Genomic DNA, 15573 nt, shown 5'->3' on the forward strand with positions numbered 1-15573 from the left:
ACGTTGCACGGAACCTCCTACGGAGTTTTTGTCAGACCTGCCGGGGAGAATGCGGGCATGAGCGTCGAGGGGCAGGGCCGGGCGGCCGGCGTCACCGATCGCGAGGCGGAGGTGCTGCGCGCGGTCGGGGAGCGGCTGCGTAACCGGGAGATCGCCGAGCGGCTGCACCTGTCGGTGCGGACCGTGGAGAGCCACGTCGCGGCGCTGCTGCGCAAGCTCGGCGTCGCCGACCGGGCGGCGCTGGTCGAGGCCGGTGCCGCGCTGCGCCGTCCGGCCCGCTCCACGCCGGCCCTGCCCGCGCCGCTGACCAGCCTCGTCGGCCGGGACCGGGAGGCCGGCGAGGTCGGGGCGCTGCTGCGCGAGCACCGGCTCGTCACGCTGACCGGGCCGGGTGGGGTCGGCAAGACCCGGCTGGCGTTCCGGGTCGCCACGGGCGTCACGGCCGACGCGGGCGGTGCCGGCGGCACGGCTGGCGTGGGCGGTGCGGGCGCCACGGCTGGCGTGGGCGGTGCGGGTGGCGTGGGCGGTGCGGGCGGCGCGGCTGGCATGGGCGGTGCCGGTAGTGCGGGCGGTGGCGGCGGTACGGGTAGTGCGGGTGGCGCGGGCGGTGGGGGCGGCACGGCTGGCGTGGGCGGTGCCGGTAGTGCGGGCGGTGGCGGCGGTGCGGGTGGCGCGGGCGGTGGGGGCGGTGCGGGTGGCGCGGTGTGGCTCGCGGACCTGGCGCCGGTCACCCCGGATCTTGTCGGTGACGTTGTCGCGCGGGCGTTGGGTGTCGTGCCGGAGCCGGGGTGGTCCCTGACCGACATCCTCGGCGACGCCGCCGCCGGCCTGCCGGGCCTGCTGCTCGTCGACAACTGCGAGCACGTCGTGGCGGCCGCCGCCGACGTCGTCGCCACGCTGCTGCGCGCCGGCGGGCCGCTGCGGGTCCTCGCCACCAGCCGCGAGCCCCTCGGCGTGCCCGGCGAGGTCACCTACCAGGTGGACCCCCTCGACGTGCCGGCCTCGCTGGATGCGGCGGACATCGCGGGCAGCGCGGCGGTGCGGCTGTTCGTGGACCGGGCCGCGACCGCCGCGCCGGGGTTCGCCCTGACCGACGGCGTCGCCCCCGCCGTCGCCGCCCTTTGCCGGCGGGTCGACGGGCTGCCGCTCGCGATCGAGCTGGCCGCGTCGCGGCTGCGCACGTTCGGGCCGGCCGAGCTCGTCGAGCACCTCGACCAGCGCTTCGACCTGCTCTCCGCGGGCGCCCGCACCGCCGGTCCGCGGCACCGGACCCTTCGCAGCGCCATCGACTGGAGCTATGAGCTGCTCGACGCCGACGAGCGCGCCCTGTTCGACCGGCTCGGCGTGTTCCCCGCCGACTTCGACTTCGACGCCGTGCAGGCGGTCCACGGCGACGAGCGGGCGGCGGTCAGGGTGCTGCCGGCGCTCGTCGACAAGTCGCTCGTGTCCACCGCCGGCGGGGAGCCGCGCCGGTATCGGCTGCTGGAGACGATCCGGTCCTATGCCGCGGAGCGCCTCTGCGCCGGCGACGCCGAACCCGGCGCGCGCCGCCGCCACGCCGCGCACTTCCTCGCCTTCGGCGAGCGCGCCGCCGAGGGGCTCAGGCACGCCGAGCAGCGGGCGTGGTTCCTGCGCGTCTCGACGGAGCAGCCGAATGTGCGTGCCGCGTTCTCGTACAGTGTGGACACCGGCGACACCGAGTCGGCGTGGCGCTGGATCGCGGCCCTGGAGCGGTTCTGGGACCTGGCCGGGCAGCGCCGCGAGGCGCAGGAGTGGATCCAGCGGACCCTGGCCGTCGGCGAGCCGCCCGCGACACCGGCGGCGGTCGCCGGGCTCGCCGCGGCCAGCGCCGTGCTGCACCCCAGCGACGCCGGCACCGCCTTCGACCTCGCCGAGCGGGCGCGGCGGCTCGCCGCCGGCCACGACCCGCTGACACGGGCGACCGCCGCCCGCGCGGTCGGCATGTGCTCGACCTGGATCCGGCCGGAGCTGAGCCACCCCGCGCTGCGCGAGGCCCTCGACGGGTTCCCCGAGGACCGGGGGTGGGACCGGGCGCTCACGATGCAGGGCCTCGTGCTGGCATCGCGGGCGCTGAGCGAGGCCCTGCAATGGGGCCGAGACAGCGTCACCCTGTTCCGCCACGCCGGCGACCACGTGTATGCGGCCAACACCCTGTTCATGATGGCGCAGCGGGCCATGGCGGCCGGCGTCGCCGACGACGACATCCACGCCTGGCTGACGCAGAGCCGGGCGATGGCCGAGGCCGCCGGCAGCGAGGCCGACATCGTCCACGCCGACGTCGGCCTCGCCCAGTGGGCGTTCGTCCGCGGCTCCACCGCTCGCGCCGCCGACCTCATGCACGACGTGCTGCCGGCGCTGCGCAGGCTCGGCGACCGCCGCTGCGCGGGGCGGGCGCTGTTCGTCCTCGGCGAGCACGCCAGGCACACCGGCGACCTGCCCCGCGCCGGGGAACTGCTGCGCGGGTCAGCCGAGGCAGTCCTGGTCGCCGGCCAGTCGGTGGTGCTCGTGCAGTCCCTCGAGGCACTCGCCGCGCTCGCCGCCGCGCAGGACCAGCCCCGGCCCGCCGCCATCCTGCTCGGCGCCGCACACCGCCAGCGCGAGTCGTCCGGCCCCCACCTGCGCCCGTCGAAACCGGCCGACGAGGACCTGCACCGCGACCTCGCGACCACGCTGGGACGCCCGGCCTTCGACGACGCCTACGCCGAGGGCCGCACCCTCGCCCCCGCCGAGGCCCTGCGGCAGTCCCTGCCCTCGTCTTGACGCCGCCGGCGGCTCCGGGCAGCCATCGCCCACGCCACGGCGTTCCAGACCTGGCGCTCCCTGTGCCACGAACACACCCTCACCGACACGGAGGCGATCGCCCTGCTCACCGTGATGTGCGTCCAGCCCGCCACGCCATGAGCGCCCGCCGCCGGTCGGATGCGTGACGGGTCGGTTATTCTGCGTGCACATCGAACCGTTCGGCCACTGGTGACGCCGACCGGCGCCTTGGCACCATGGGCCGGTGCCGGACGGTCGCGCGTTTCCCGACCTCGATCAGGACGCGCGCAAGGTCCTGAAGGCGGCCGAGTCGGCGGCCCGGCAGCTCGGCCGGAGCAGCATCGACTCGGACCTCATCCTGGTCGGATGCCTGCAGGTGTGTGCTCCGGCGGCGCAGGCCGCCGACGCCCTCGGTGTCTCCCTTGAGCAGGTGTGCGCGGAGGTCGAGCGCCTGCCCCACGGGCTGGTCGACGACGGGCCCTCCACCCTGAAGCTGGGCGCCGACGCCGGGCCCATCCTCCGGCTGGCCGCCAAGGAGGCCCACGCGGACTCCCGGCGCTCGGTGTCCGCCGCGGACATGTTCGTCGCCATCCTGCAGCACGGTCAGAGCGCCAAGGGGCAGGCGGCGAACTCGTCCCTGGTCCTGGCGCGGCTCGGGCTGCGCCTGCTGCCGCTGCGGCTGAAGCTGCTGCAGGTCGCGAAGGGCGACGCGCTCGTGCACTCCAGCTCGCTGCCGACGCTGCCCGAGATCGAGCGGCAGATGGCGGGCATCGCCGAGGACCGGACGCAGGCGATCTCGCGCGGCGACTCGCGGAAGGCCAGACGCCTGGGCGAGCAGGAGGCCGTGCTCCGCGCGGTTCGCGATCTCGTCGCCGGCCGGTCTCGGACCGGATCGAGCCGCGTCGGCAGCGTCCTCGGCCAGCGGTACCGGCTGGACGAACGGATCGCCGGCGGCGGCATGGGCGAGGTCTGGAAGGGCACCGACGAGGTGCTCGGCCGGATCGTGGCCGTGAAGTTCCTGCTGCCGACCCTGCTGAATGAAGCCGGCTTCGCCGAACGGTTCCGGGCCGAAGCGCGGATCATGGCGACGACCAACCATCCCGGGATCGTCGACATCTACGACTACGGCCAGGAAGACGGGGCGGCGTTCATCGTCATGGAGTACGTCGACGGCCAGACGTTGTCCCATGCGCTTTCGCGGATCGGTCGGCTCACCCCCGCCCGGACCATGGCGCTCATCGCGCAGGCCGCCGACGCGCTGCACGCGGCGCACGAGAAGGGCATCGTCCACCGTGACGTCAAGCCCAGCAACCTGATGGTCCGGCCGAACGGCACGCTCGTGCTCACCGACTTCGGCATCTCCGGATCCATCGACACCAGCCGGTTCAGCAACGGCGGCGGCATGATGCTCGGCACCGCCCCGTACATCTCACCGGAGCAGGTGACCGGGGCCCGGCCGACCCCGCTGTCGGACGTGTACTCCCTCGGCGTCGTGGCATACCGGTGCCTGAGCGGTCAGCTCCCCTTCGAGGGCAGCAACCCGCTCGAGATCGCGATGCGGCACGTGCGCGACAGCCCGCCGCCGCTGCCCGCGGACATTCCGCCGCTCGTGCGCCGGCTCGTGGAGCTGGCGATGGCCAAGGACCCGGGCGCGCGGTGGCCGAACGCGGCCGCATTGGGCCGGGCCGCCCGGCAGGTCGCCACCGGTGCCTCCGAAGCCCTCGGCCCGACCGCAACGTCCCCGTTCGCTGCCGTCGACCGGCTTCCCGATGCGACCGTCTCCGCCGGGACGACCCCGCCGCCACCGGCCGCCGGACCGCAGCCGCCCGCCGTCGAGAACCCGCGGCCGGCGGCCGGGATGTTCCGGCGCCTCCGCGAGCGGGCCGGCCAGTTGCTGACCGGCACCGACGGCAGGAGCGTGACGCGGCCGCCAGAACCGTCGCCGGAGCCGCTGCCGCCGACCGGCGTGCTGATCAAGGCGGTCGGCGCCAGCGCCGTCGACGGCTCGTCGGCGGTGGCCGAGCCGCTGCTCGCGGAGACGGTGTCGCTGGAGTCGCGCGCCGGGACCGTCTACCGCTCCACCGGCACCTTCGGGCGGCGGGCGGCGCGCCTTCCGCAGATCCACGAGTCGACCGCGGTGCTCATCGGCGCGGCGCAATACCTGGATCCCGACCTGCCCCCCATTCCCAGTGTCGTCAACAACATCGACGACCTGGCCGCCGTGCTCGGGGATCCGCTGCGGGGCGGATTCGACCCGGCCCGCATCCATCGCATCCTCGACCCGGCCCTCGACGTGGCCGCGCAGGTGCACGAGCTGATCGAGCCGGTCCAGGACACGGTGCTGGTCTACTTCGCCGGGCACGGTCTGATCGGCTCCGATGCCCAGTTGTACCTCGGGTTGGCGGCGACCAGGAGCTCCCGCGTTCCGTACACCGCGCTGCAGTACGACAAGCTTCGCCAGGCGTTGCTCGACAGCAGCGCGGTCAACACCGTGCTGGTGCTCGACTGCTGCTTCTCCGGCATGGCGTTGCGGCACATGGGCGGCCGGCCCGGCGACGTCGCCGCGGGCATGGTCGACATCGAGGGCACGTACATCCTGACCGCCACCTCGGCGACGCGGCTCGCGCACGCGCCCGAGGGTGAGCGGAACTCGGCCTTCACCGGTGAGCTGTTGAACATCCTGCGCGGCGGCCTGCCAGACGCGGGGGACCTGCTCGAGCTGGGCGACATCTACGACCCGCTGTGCGCGGCCATGCGGGCCAGGTCCCTGCCCAGCCCGCAGCAGCGCGGGTCGAACACCATCGGCTCCCTCGCACTGGTGCGCAACCAGGCGGCGCCAGGCTGAACGCCGGCGGGCGGTCAGCCGTCTCACCCTGTAAGCAGCGATGACCGAATGGGTCGTTACATCGTTTGACCGGCAATGACGGCGAGGAGAACGCCGGGTGAGGTGGCCGTGCGGCCGGTCGTCCGCTGGTACCGGGTGACGAGGTCGTTGCGGCGCGAACGGTGCCACAGGCGGCGGTCCGCGCGGAGGATCAGGTTGCGCCGCGGCGGTGGGAAGGACCGGCCGAGGTCGGCGAGGAGCCCGGCGATGTCCACGCCGGCGGTGTCGAGCGTCCAGGCGGCGCCGGGGTCGAGCGCGGTGAGTGCGAACGCGAGATGCTCGGTGCGGTGGTCCCGCTCGCGCCGGGCGAGGGCGAGCCGGAGCGACGCCTCGAAGGCCGCCTGTGCGTCGAGTCCCATCGGCGGCCGCATCTGTGCGCACCACCGCCGCGACTTGGCCGCGCCGAGGGGCAGCAGCGGCTCCCGCCAGGTGACCCGGTCGAGGGCCGCCGGGGCGGCACCCTCGAGGAGCCGGTCGACGTCGAGCCCGAGCGATGCGAGGACCTGGCGGTCGTCGGCGACGCCGGCGCCGAGCGGCGCGGCCCGGCGAACGGCGTCGAGGACCGCGGGCTCGGTCGCGCCGTGCCGGGCGAGCACCGCGGCGACCTCGTCGGTGCCGGTGGTGAGCGCGAGCAGCAGGTGCTCGCTGCCGGTGCGGGGGTGGCCGAGCTCGCGGGCCCGCAGCACGGCGCGGGCCACGGTCCAGCGCAGGTCGGGGTGGCTACCACGAAACATCAGGCCTCCTCGCGACGACGACGCGATGACGACGCGATCGGTGATGGCGATCGGTGATGGCGATCGGTGATGGCGATCGGCGTTCGCGGTCGACAAGCGGCGGCGCATCAGTCGTCGCCGGTGCTGCGGTGCTTGCGGTGCACGGTCTGCTTGGTGACGCCGAGGCGCAGCGCGATGTCCTGCCACGACCAGCCGTCCCGGCGGGCGGCGGCGACCCGCTCGGCCTCCAGCTGCTCGGTCAGGCGGCGCAGCCGGGCGACGGCCCGCAGCGCGACGTCGTGGTCGCTGTCGTGCGCGGCGCGACCGAGCTCGTCAATCACGGTCATACCGTCAGCATAAGCTGACGCCGCGGAAATCGTCAACATGTGCTGACGCTGCCCGTGGACGATTGCCTGCAGTGCGCCGGGCTACGCGGTACCGACGCCGCAAACGCCGACGGCACGTGCCGACCCCGACCTGAGGCGCCGGCACGTGCCACGGCACGGAGTTCAGCCGGCGCGGACCTCGGCGGCGGCCGCGACGAGATGCCGCAGCGACGCCTCGACCTCGGCGTAGCCGCGGGTCTTCAGGCCGCAGTCGGGGTTGACCCACAGCCGCCGGGCCGGGACGGCCGCGACCGCGTGGCGCAGCGCCTCGGCCATCTCCTCCCGCGACGGCACCCGCGGCGAGTGGATGTCCCACACCCCGGGTCCGACGCCGCGCCGGTACCCGGCGGCGGCGAGGTCGTCGAGGACCTCCATCTTCGACCGGGACGCCTCGATGCTGGTGACGTCGGCGTCGAGGGCGTCGATCGCGGTGATGACGTCGCCGAACTCGGAGTAGCACAGGTGGGTGTGGATCTGTGTGTCGTCGGCGACGCCGCTGGTCGCGAGCCGGAACGCGCCGACCGCCCAGTCCAGGTACGCCCCCTGTGCCGCCCGGCGCAGCGGCAGCGTCTCGCGCAGCGCCGGCTCGTCCACCTGGATCACCCGGATCCCGGCGGCCTCGAGGTCCCGGCACTCGCCGCGCAGCGCGAGCGCGACCTGGTCGGCGGTGGCGGCGAGCGGCTGGTCGGTGCGGACGAACGACCACGCGAGGATGGTGACCGGGCCGGTGAGCATCCCCTTGACGGGCCTGGTGGTCAGCGACTGGGCGAACGTGGCCCACCCGACCGTCATCGGCGCACTGCGGGCCACGTCGCCGTGCAGGATCGGCGGGCGGACGCAGCGGGAGCCGTACGACTGCACCCAGCCGTGCCCGGTGGCGGCGAACCCGGACAGCTGCTCGGCGAAGTACTGCACCATGTCGTTGCGCTCCGGCTCGCCGTGCACGAGCACGTCCAGGCCGAGGTCCTCCTGCAACTGGACGACCCGCCGGATCTCGGCCCGCATCAGCGCGGCGTAGCCCTCGTCGTCGAGGGTGCCGGCGGCCAGCGCGGCGCGGGCCCCGCGCAGCTCGGCGGTCTGCGGAAACGAGCCGATCGTGGTCGTCGGCAGGTCGGGCAGCCCGAGCAGTTCCTGCTGGCGGGCGGCGCGGGCGGTGGAGTCGCCGCGCCGCCGGTCCGCGGCGGTGAGGGCGGCGAGCCGGGCCCGCACCTCGTCGTGCCGCCACGCCGCCGGGGGCGGGGGCAGCGGCGCGGGCAGGTGCGCCGTGCCGTCGCGCAGCGCGCGGCCGAGGAGCACGACCTCGTCGACCTTCTGCCGCGCGAACGCGAGCCGCTCGTGCAGGCCCGGGTCGAGGCGGGTCTCGACGGACAGGTCCACCGGCACGTGCAGCAGCGAGCAGGACGTGGACACCGCCACGTGGTCGGCCAGGCCGGCGACGACCGCCCCGGCGGCGACCGCGGCGCGCAGGTCGGTGCGCCAGACGTTGTGGCCGTCGACGAGCCCCGCGACGATCGTCCTGCCGCCGAGGGGGCCGGCGGCCGCGAGCCGGTCGAGGTTGCCGGGGCCGGCGACGAGATCGAGGCCGATCGCCTCGACCGGCGTGTCCAGCAGGGCCGGCAGGGCGTCGCCGATCTCGCCGAAGTACGTGGCGACGAAGAGCTCGGGCCGGGCCCTGAGCGCGCCGAGCCGGGCGTAGGCGCGGCGCAGCGCGGCGATCTCGTCCGGGCCGCGGTCGGTGGCGTAGGCGGGCTCGTCCAGCTGTACCCACGAGACACCCGCATCCGCGAGGGCGGCGAGGATCTCGGCGTAGACGCCGACCAGGTCGTCGAGCCGGGCGAACGGGTCGTCGCCCTTGGCCAGCAGCAGGAACGTGGCCGGTCCGACCAGCACCGGCCGGGTCTCGACGCCCAGGGCGCGGGCCTCGGCGTGCTCCCGCAGCGCCTTGGCCGGGTCGGCGGCGAAGACGGTGTCGGGTCCGATCTCCGGCACCAGGTAGTGGTAGTTGGTGCCGAACCACTTCGTCAGTTCGAGCGCCGGCTCGGCGTCCACGCCGCGGGCCATGGCGAAGTACGTGTCGAGCTTCGACAGCCCGAGCGCGGTGAACCGCGTGGGTGTCGCCCCGACCGCGACGGCGGTGTCGAGGACGTGGTCGTAGTAGGAGAACGTGTTCGACGGGATCGCCGCGAGGCGGGCGTTGCGCAGCGTCTGCCACACGTCGGCGCGCAGCGTCGCCGCCGTGCGCTCCAGGGTGTCCTCGTCGATGGTGCCGGCCCAGTAGGCCTCGACGGCCCGCTTCAGCTCGCGGTTTCCGCCGATGCGTGGGTAGCCGAGCACGGTGCTCAGCCCGAATGTGGTGCTCATGTGTCCCCTCGGTGCACAGTCACGACGGCCGGACTGGCACGGGGGGACGCCACCGGCCGCACGGCGGCGCGCCGCGTGGGCCGGTCGATGGCGTCGGCCGTCCCGCGCGGCCTCCGACCACCGCACGCCGGGCGGCGCGCGGTGCGCTGGCAGGTCTTCGGACTCGCGGGCGTGACCCTGGATGTCGTCCAGGGTCGCCTACTGGCCGTCGCTTCCCAGGCCTTGCGGCCCAGTGCTCAATGACGGCGGTCGTTCCCACTCACCGCTGCGGGGCAGTCCCGGATTCGCACCGGATTCCCTGTTGCCACGGCCGGTCCCGGAGGACCGGCCGAACCAGCTGCACTCATCACCATACATACGCACCGCCGCGGGAGCGGGTGTCGGCTGCGTCACTGGTGCGTGGGGTCGCTCCAGCGGCCGATGCTGCGGGAGCGGACCGGCTCGATGAACCGCGGCGCGGCGCTGTGCGGGAAGCCCTCGCCCCAGTTGGTGGCGTCGCCGTGCATCTGGACGCGGGCGTTGTCGGTGTACCAGTCGACGAGGTCCGCGTCGGAGCGCACGATCCACGTGCAGCCGGCCTCGGCGTCGGCGGTGAAGTCGCCGTGGCGGATCAGCGGCGGACGCCAGAAGTACGTGCCGGGCCACATCTTGCCGAAGTTGTAGTCGAAGCCGCCGTCGAGGCAGTACGCCTCCTCGGAGCACGGGTGGTGCGCGAGCGGCACCTCCCGCCAGCCGGGCTTGGCCTTGATGAGCCGGGTGTAGAAGCCGGTCTTCTCGTCGCGGTGCAGCAGCTTGATGAACAGGCCCGGCACCGGCGTGCCGCCGAGGTCGAAGCGCATCGGGGAGCCGTCCTTGACGTCGATCCACGGCATCCGGGCACTGTCGAGCACGACGAGCTTCTGGTCGGGACGCACGGTTTCGCGGTCCTTGGTCTCAGGGTGGAAGTGCCAGTCGCCGTACTCGCGGAACAGCAGGATCTCCGTGCCGGCAGCCGCCGTGACCGGCGGGGTCCACACGCCGGCGGGCGCGGTCCAGTAGCCCTCCGGCCCGAGGACGGTGTCGCCGATGACGACCTGTCCGGACAGCACGAACCATTCGGTGTCCGCGTCGTGTACGCCGGCGGGCCGCGACCAGTCGCCGGTGAAGCGGACCTTCAGCGAGGCCGACCCGTCCTCCTCGTCGTAGCTGAGGTTGCGCTGCTCGGCGGTGCCGGTGGCGTGCTGGAACTCGGCGAGGTGCCAGATCAGGTCACGCTCGTCGACGATCTCCACGTGCGGGCGCATGGTGTGCCTCCAGGCTCGGCAGCAGTTTCCGGTGCGGAATGTATCGCTTAATAGTTTCGCGTACAAGGTGTACCGTCAACGCTCGTGACCCGACCTGGCCGACCCGCCGGCCCCACCTCCGACACCGAGACCGTCGTGCTGACCGCGGCCCTGGAGCTGCTCCTGGCCGAGGGTGCGGCGGCGCTGACCGCGCAGCGGCTGCACCAGGTCACCGGCGTGTCCCGGTCGACCATCTACCGGCACTGGCCCTCGCCCGGCGCGGTGCTCGCCGCGCTGATCGACGTCGCGCCGCTGCCGCCCGGCGCGCCGACCGGCGAGCCGGCGCAGGACCTGCACGCCGCCGTCGACCAGCTGTGCGACCGGCTCCGCGACCGGCCCGTCGGCGCGTTCCTGCAGGCCCTCGTCGTCGCCGCCGCCTCCGACCCGGCGGCGGTGCCGCTGCGCCAGCGCTACGTCACCGACCTCCTGGCGCCGTTCCACACCGTGCTGCGCGCCGCGGGCGCCTCGGCGAAGGACCGCGAGGACGCCGTCGCCGCGATCGTCTCGCCGCTCCTGCTCGACGCGCTGCTGCTGGACCGCCCCGCCGCCCGCGCGCGGGCACACCGCATGGTCTCCGTCGTCTGTCAGGAGTTGACCGCATGACCAACGCCGTCGGGCCGCGCGCCGTCTTCGGCGTCATCGTCCCCAGCACCAACACCGTCGTCGAGCACGACTACTGGAGCGCCCGGGTGCCGGGGGTGGCGTTCCGCGCCGGCTCCATGCACATCCCGAACCCCGCGATGGGCGACGACGCCGGCTTCGAGGCGCTGCTGGTCCAGATCCGCGCCTCCATCGACACCGCCGTGCGCGACGTCCTCACCGCCGAGCCCGACCGCATGGTCATGGGCATGTCCGCCGAGACGTTCTGGGGCGGCGTGGAGGGCAACGCCGCGTTCGAGGACCGTCTGCGCGCCCGCACCGGCCTCCCGGTCACCACCGGCGCCAGCTCGTGCCGCGCCGCCCTGCGGGAGCTCGGCTGCCACCGGATCGCGGTGTTCTCGCCGTACCAGCCGATCGCCGACCGCGAAGTGGGCCGGTTCTTCACCGAGGCGGGGTTCGACGTCGCCGCCATCACCGGCCTGCGCTGCCCGACCGCGACGAACATCGCCCGCGTCCCCTCCGCACACCTCCGCGCCGTCGTCGCCGAGCTCGACGCCCCGGACGTCGACGCGATCGTGCAGGTCGGCACCAACCTGTCGTTCGTCGCCCTCGCCGACACCCTGGAGGAGGAGCTCGGCAAGCCGGTCATCGCCATCAACGCCGCCACCCTCTGGCACGCCCTGCGCTCCCACGGCCTCGCCGACCAGCTCCCCGGCGCGGGCCGCCTGCTCCGCTCCCACTGACCGGCAGGACTTCACGTCCGCCGCAGACCTCCTCGGGCAGCGTCGGACCGCCCAAGGTGCAGCTGTGGACCTGCCTGTCCTGGGGCCGCGTCACGACGGGACGCGGCCCCAGGCGGAGATCATGGGGGAGGTGGCGAGGTCGAGGAGGCCGGCCTCGATGTTGGCGAGGTGCTGGTCGATCTCCGCGTCGGTGGCGAGGCCGGCCCTGGTCAGCGACGCGCGGATCTGCCGGGTGGTGGCGTGCTCCAGAGCGGCGCAGGCGGGCCCGGTGACGGGGAAGTACGCGTCGGCGGCGACGTCGACGAGGCCCGCCTCGCGCAGCAGGCGCGGCAGGGTGCGCCCGTAGGCGAGGTCGACGCCGCGGGCGGCCATGAGCGTGCGGAAGTCGTGCTTGAGCTTGTTCGCGAGGCGCTGGGGCGGGGCGTGCTCGTCGGGGCAGACGAGGGGCTGCAACGACGGGTCCGCCTCCTCGAGCAGGAGCCAGCCGCCGGGCCGTACCGACGCCATCATCGCGGCGAGAGCGCGGGCGCGCTGCGGGACGTGGACGAGGACCAGGCGGGCGTGCACGAGGTCGAAGCGGTCGTCCGGCGGCGGGTCGACACCCACGTCGTGGCGGCGGACCTCGTAGCCGGCGCCGCTGCCGGACCCGGTCCAGGAGGTGTCGATGTCGGTGGCGAGGACGTGCCCGGCCGGGCCCACGCGCGAGGCGAGCCAGGCCGGCACGCTCGTGCCGCCGGCGCCGACCTCCCAGCACCGCCAGCCGGCCCGGATGCCCAGGGCGTCGATGTGGCGGAACGTGGACGGGTCGAACAGCGTCTCCAGGGCGGTGAAGCGGGCGCCCGCCTCCGGCTGCTGGTTGTCGAGCAGGTACCCACCGCCGTCCGTCACGCCCGCATCATCGCACCATCAGCCGATGGTGATGGCGCCGCGTCCTTCGCCGCAGCCGCCCGTGCGGTCGTAGAGTGGGTCGGTGCCGACCGCCGCTCTCGTCTGCCAGGTCGAACTCTCGCCACCGCTGGCACATGTGACGGTGAAGGGCCGCATCGACCCGCACATCACACCGGAGCTACGGCGCGGCGTGCTGGGCACGCTCGCCGCCGAGCCGGACGCCGTCCTCATCGACCTGCCGGCGTCACCGGCACCGAGCCGATCGCGCTGACCGCGTTCGTGCCGCTCGCCCGGGCCGCCGCCGCGTGGCCGGGCGCCGACCTGGTCGGCGAAGTCGGCGAGCACGGCCGTGCTGTCGCGGGCGACCTCGGCCAGGAACGGGTTGGTGTAGTAGGACCGCACCACCCCGCTGGCCCGGCCGGTCGGGCCAGCGGCCCGCGTGCCGCGCTCGAACACGACCGTCGACACGCCCCGCCGGGCCAGGTGATACGCGGCGCTGAGGCCGTGCACCCCCGCACCGACGATCCCCACCTCATGGAAACCCACGGAAGTAATCCTATCGCTTGAGTAGGTAATTCGCTACGCTGACCCGTATGGCGCTCGCAGGACAGCCCACGGGGCACGCGGCAGTCACCCACCTCGCGAACCGGGTGATCCGGCTCGGCCACCGCCTGATCGGTTTCGGCGTGGCTTCAGCGGAAAGTCTCCCGGCGGAGCCCTGCCCGCCCGCCCTGCCTGACGCGGCGGTGTGGGCCGAGATGGCGTCGGAGCTGCGGCTGCGCGCCCTGACCAGCACGGAGTTGTGACGATGGAGACGTGGGATGCGGTGCGGTCGCGGCGCAACGTCCGCGAGTACAGGCCGGACCCGGTGCGGGCAGAAGATCTGCGGCGCATCGTCGAGGCGGGCTGGCGGGCGCCGTCCGCGTCCAATCGGCAGCATTGGGACTTCGTCGTCGTCACCGACCGCGAGCAGCTGACCAGGCTCGCGACGGTCTGGCCCGGCGCGCAGCACGTCGCCGGCGCGGCGGCCGCGATCGCCCTGGTGCTGCCCGAGGCCCCGGACGAGCGGACCCGCCTCACCGACCGGTACGACCTCGGCCAGGCGACCTACGCCATCCTCGTCGCCGCCGCGGACCTGGGCATCGGCACCGGCCACGCGGGGGTCGGCGACCAGGAGAAGGCCCGCGAGATCCTCGGCGTGCCCGACACCCACACCGTCGCCTACCTGATCGGCGTCGGCTACCCGGCCGACCGGCCGCTCCAGCTGATCCGCAACCCCGCCCGCCGCCCGTTCGACGAGGTCGTCCACTACGGCACCTTCGCCGCAGCCTCCTCCTGAAGCCCGCCCGTCCTGAAGCCCACCCGTCCTGAAGCCCACCCGTCCTGAGGCCGCCCAACCTGAGGACGCCCGTTCTGACGCCGTGCCTGCCGGAAGCTGCGCTGTCCGGAGCCGGGGTAGCGTTGCTCCGGTGGACGGCGGGGCGGCGCGGGTCTGGACGGTCGGGCACGGCGCGCGGCCGGTCGAGGCGCTGCTCGACATCCTCGTCGCCGCCGGGGTGCGCACGCTCGTGGACGTGCGCAGGTTCCCGGGGTCCCGGCGGCACCCGCAGTACGGGCGGGAGGCCCTCGCCGAGGCGGTGACCGGCGCCGGGCTGCGGTACACCTGGCAGGGCGAGACCCTCGGCGGGCGGCGGCGCTCCACCCCGGACTCCCGGCACACCGCCCTGCGCAACGCCGCGTTCGCCGCGTACGCCGACCACATGGACACGCCGGCGTTCCGCACCGCCGTCGACGATCTCGTCGCCCGTGCCGCGACCGAGCTGCCGGCCGTACTGTGCGCCGAGACGCTGTGGTGGCACTGCCACCGCATGCTCGTCGCGGACGCGCTCGTCATGCGGGGCGCGGCGGTCGAGCACCTCGTCGACACCGGCACCCGGCAGGCCCACCGCCTGACGGAAGGGGTCCGCTGCGGCGCGGACGGCTGGCCCGTCTACGACGATCAGCAGACGCTGCCCGGCCTATGATCCGCACCGTCTAAACCCCAGCCGTGCCCGCTTGCGTCTACCGGGGTGGAACAGCGGCCACCGGAGGGGGACGACGCGGGTGCGGGTCGACGAGGAGCACGAGTACGTCGAGTACGTACGGGCGCAGTTGCTCGTGCTGCCGATGCCGATGCCGGACCCAGCGCCGAGCGTGATCGACTGGGTCGGCCCGGACGGCCGCACGATGATCGGCACCGTGCGTCACGACGACCTCGGCGCGCAACTGGCCGTGTGGCGTGGCTGCTGAACGCCCCGATCCGGGGCGAAATACCAGGCCGTTGGCAGGCTGTACACAGGAAGCCGGGGCACTCTGAGGTCCAGTCGAGCACCATGATCGAAATGGAAGGACACTTACCGTGCGTCGCATTGTGAAGATCAGCCTCGCCGCCGCCGGCACCGCCGCGGCGGGCGCGCTCCTTGTCGGCATCCCCGCGGTCGCCGCCACTACGGCGCCGTCCCCGTCGGCCAGCAGCTCCACCGCCCCCGGCCACCACCGCGACGGCGGCGGTTCCCACACCGCCGTGACCGGTGACGAGCTGGCGAAGGTGACGGCGGCGATGAAGGAGAAGGACGCGTCGGTGACGGTGAAGGGCGTTCGGAAGGATTCGGACGGCTCGTATGACGTGTTCGGCACGAAGGACGGCGCGAAGGTGATGTACGAGGTGAGCGCCGACCTCAAGACCTTCACCGCCAGGACCGGCAAGGGCGACCACGACGGCAAGGGCCACGAGGGCAAGAGCCACGACGGCGCCGGCACGGCCGTGACCGGTGACGAGCTGGCGAAGGTGACGGCGGCGATGAAGGAGAAGGACGCGTCGGTGACGGTGAAGGGCGTTCGGAAGGATTCGGACGG

Annotated in this window: 15 protein-coding genes, 1 pseudogene and 1 riboswitch; of the genes and pseudogenes, 10 read left to right on the forward strand and 6 right to left on the reverse strand. The window is 74.1% G+C overall.

Going from position 1 to position 15573, the window contains the following annotated elements; genetic code table 11:
• Nucleotides 1–57: 57 nt before the first annotated feature.
• The 3 genes and pseudogenes from AB0I21_RS39790 to AB0I21_RS39800 all read left to right on the forward strand — a co-directional run bounded on the left by AB0I21_RS39790 (nt 58) and on the right by AB0I21_RS39800 (nt 5626).
• On the forward strand, nt 58–2781 hold the full coding sequence (locus AB0I21_RS39790; protein ID WP_360568862.1) for a LuxR C-terminal-related transcriptional regulator: 2724 nt from the start codon (nt 58–60) through the stop codon (nt 2779–2781).
• Nucleotides 2782–3712: 931 nt separating this feature from the next.
• Nucleotides 3713–4738, forward strand: a pseudogene (locus AB0I21_RS39795) (serine/threonine-protein kinase); the annotation flags it as partial.
• A gap of 180 nt (nt 4739–4918) precedes the next feature.
• On the forward strand, nt 4919–5626 hold the full coding sequence (locus AB0I21_RS39800) for a caspase family protein (RefSeq protein ID WP_360568897.1): 708 nt from the start codon (nt 4919–4921) through the stop codon (nt 5624–5626).
• A gap of 56 nt (nt 5627–5682) precedes the next feature.
• Here the strand turns inward: AB0I21_RS39800 and AB0I21_RS39805 are convergent, their stop codons facing one another.
• The 4 genes from AB0I21_RS39805 to AB0I21_RS39820 all read right to left on the reverse strand — a co-directional run bounded on the left by AB0I21_RS39805 (nt 5683) and on the right by AB0I21_RS39820 (nt 10408).
• Nucleotides 5683–6399 (reverse strand): Clp protease N-terminal domain-containing protein, encoded by a 717-nt coding sequence (locus AB0I21_RS39805; protein WP_360568863.1) that lies wholly within the window; start codon nt 6397–6399, stop codon nt 5683–5685.
• Nucleotides 6400–6506: 107 nt separating this feature from the next.
• On the reverse strand, nt 6507–6725 hold the full coding sequence (locus AB0I21_RS39810; RefSeq protein ID WP_360568864.1) for a helix-turn-helix domain-containing protein: 219 nt from the start codon (nt 6723–6725) through the stop codon (nt 6507–6509).
• A 162-nt stretch (nt 6726–6887) separates the two neighbouring features.
• Entirely contained in the window at nt 6888–9125 is a 2238-nt protein-coding gene (metE, locus tag AB0I21_RS39815; protein ID WP_360568865.1) for a 5-methyltetrahydropteroyltriglutamate--homocysteine S-methyltransferase, read from the reverse strand.
• 130 nt (nt 9126–9255) lie between these two features.
• A riboswitch (cobalamin riboswitch) is annotated at nt 9256–9478 on the reverse strand.
• A 36-nt stretch (nt 9479–9514) separates the two neighbouring features.
• Nucleotides 9515–10408, reverse strand: coding sequence for a DUF4437 domain-containing protein (locus AB0I21_RS39820; protein WP_360568866.1), 894 nt, complete (start codon nt 10406–10408; stop codon nt 9515–9517).
• 84 nt (nt 10409–10492) lie between these two features.
• Here AB0I21_RS39820 and AB0I21_RS39825 point away from each other — a divergent pair, with 84 nt between their 5' ends.
• Together AB0I21_RS39825 and AB0I21_RS39830 are read left to right on the forward strand one after the other, a co-directional pair.
• Entirely contained in the window at nt 10493–11050 is a 558-nt protein-coding gene (locus tag AB0I21_RS39825; RefSeq protein ID WP_360568867.1) for a TetR/AcrR family transcriptional regulator C-terminal ligand-binding domain-containing protein, read from the forward strand.
• Nucleotides 11047–11790 carry an arylmalonate decarboxylase gene (locus AB0I21_RS39830; protein WP_360568868.1) on the forward strand — a complete coding sequence of 248 codons (744 nt, stop codon included), beginning with the start codon at nt 11047–11049 and terminating at the stop codon, nt 11788–11790. Before AB0I21_RS39825 ends, AB0I21_RS39830 begins: the two co-directional genes overlap by 4 nt.
• Nucleotides 11791–11880: 90 nt before the next feature.
• On the opposite strand, the gene AB0I21_RS39835 is transcribed toward AB0I21_RS39830, so the two are convergent.
• The gene (locus tag AB0I21_RS39835) at nt 11881–12678 is read right to left on the reverse strand and encodes a methyltransferase domain-containing protein (protein WP_360568869.1); all 798 of its coding nucleotides are present in this window, start codon (nt 12676–12678) and stop codon (nt 11881–11883) included.
• 18 nt (nt 12679–12696) lie between these two features.
• Nucleotides 12697–13224 carry an FAD-dependent oxidoreductase gene (locus AB0I21_RS39840; RefSeq protein ID WP_360568870.1) on the reverse strand — a complete coding sequence of 176 codons (528 nt, stop codon included), beginning with the start codon at nt 13222–13224 and terminating at the stop codon, nt 12697–12699.
• 47 nt (nt 13225–13271) lie between these two features.
• Between AB0I21_RS39840 and AB0I21_RS39845 the strand changes: the two genes are divergently transcribed.
• From AB0I21_RS39845 to AB0I21_RS39865, 5 genes are all read left to right on the forward strand, one after another.
• Nucleotides 13272–13484, forward strand: a complete 213-nt coding sequence (locus AB0I21_RS39845; RefSeq protein ID WP_360568871.1) for a hypothetical protein — start codon at nt 13272–13274, stop codon at nt 13482–13484.
• 2 nt (nt 13485–13486) lie between these two features.
• Nucleotides 13487–14017, forward strand: a complete 531-nt coding sequence (locus AB0I21_RS39850; protein WP_360568872.1) for a nitroreductase family protein — start codon at nt 13487–13489, stop codon at nt 14015–14017.
• A 130-nt stretch (nt 14018–14147) separates the two neighbouring features.
• On the forward strand, nt 14148–14702 hold the full coding sequence (locus AB0I21_RS39855) for a DUF488 domain-containing protein (RefSeq protein WP_360568873.1): 555 nt from the start codon (nt 14148–14150) through the stop codon (nt 14700–14702).
• 79 nt (nt 14703–14781) lie between these two features.
• Nucleotides 14782–14967: a hypothetical protein gene (locus AB0I21_RS39860; protein ID WP_360568874.1), complete on the forward strand. Its 186-nt coding sequence runs from the start codon at nt 14782–14784 to the stop codon at nt 14965–14967.
• Nucleotides 14968–15076: 109 nt separating this feature from the next.
• Nucleotides 15077–15573, forward strand: a 497-nt coding sequence (locus tag AB0I21_RS39865; protein ID WP_360568875.1) for a hypothetical protein, incomplete at its 3' end; no start/stop codon positions are given.

Source organism: Dactylosporangium sp. NPDC050588 (assembly GCF_040654975.1).
Classification (GTDB): Bacteria; Actinomycetota; Actinomycetes; order Mycobacteriales; family Micromonosporaceae; genus Dactylosporangium; species Dactylosporangium maewongense.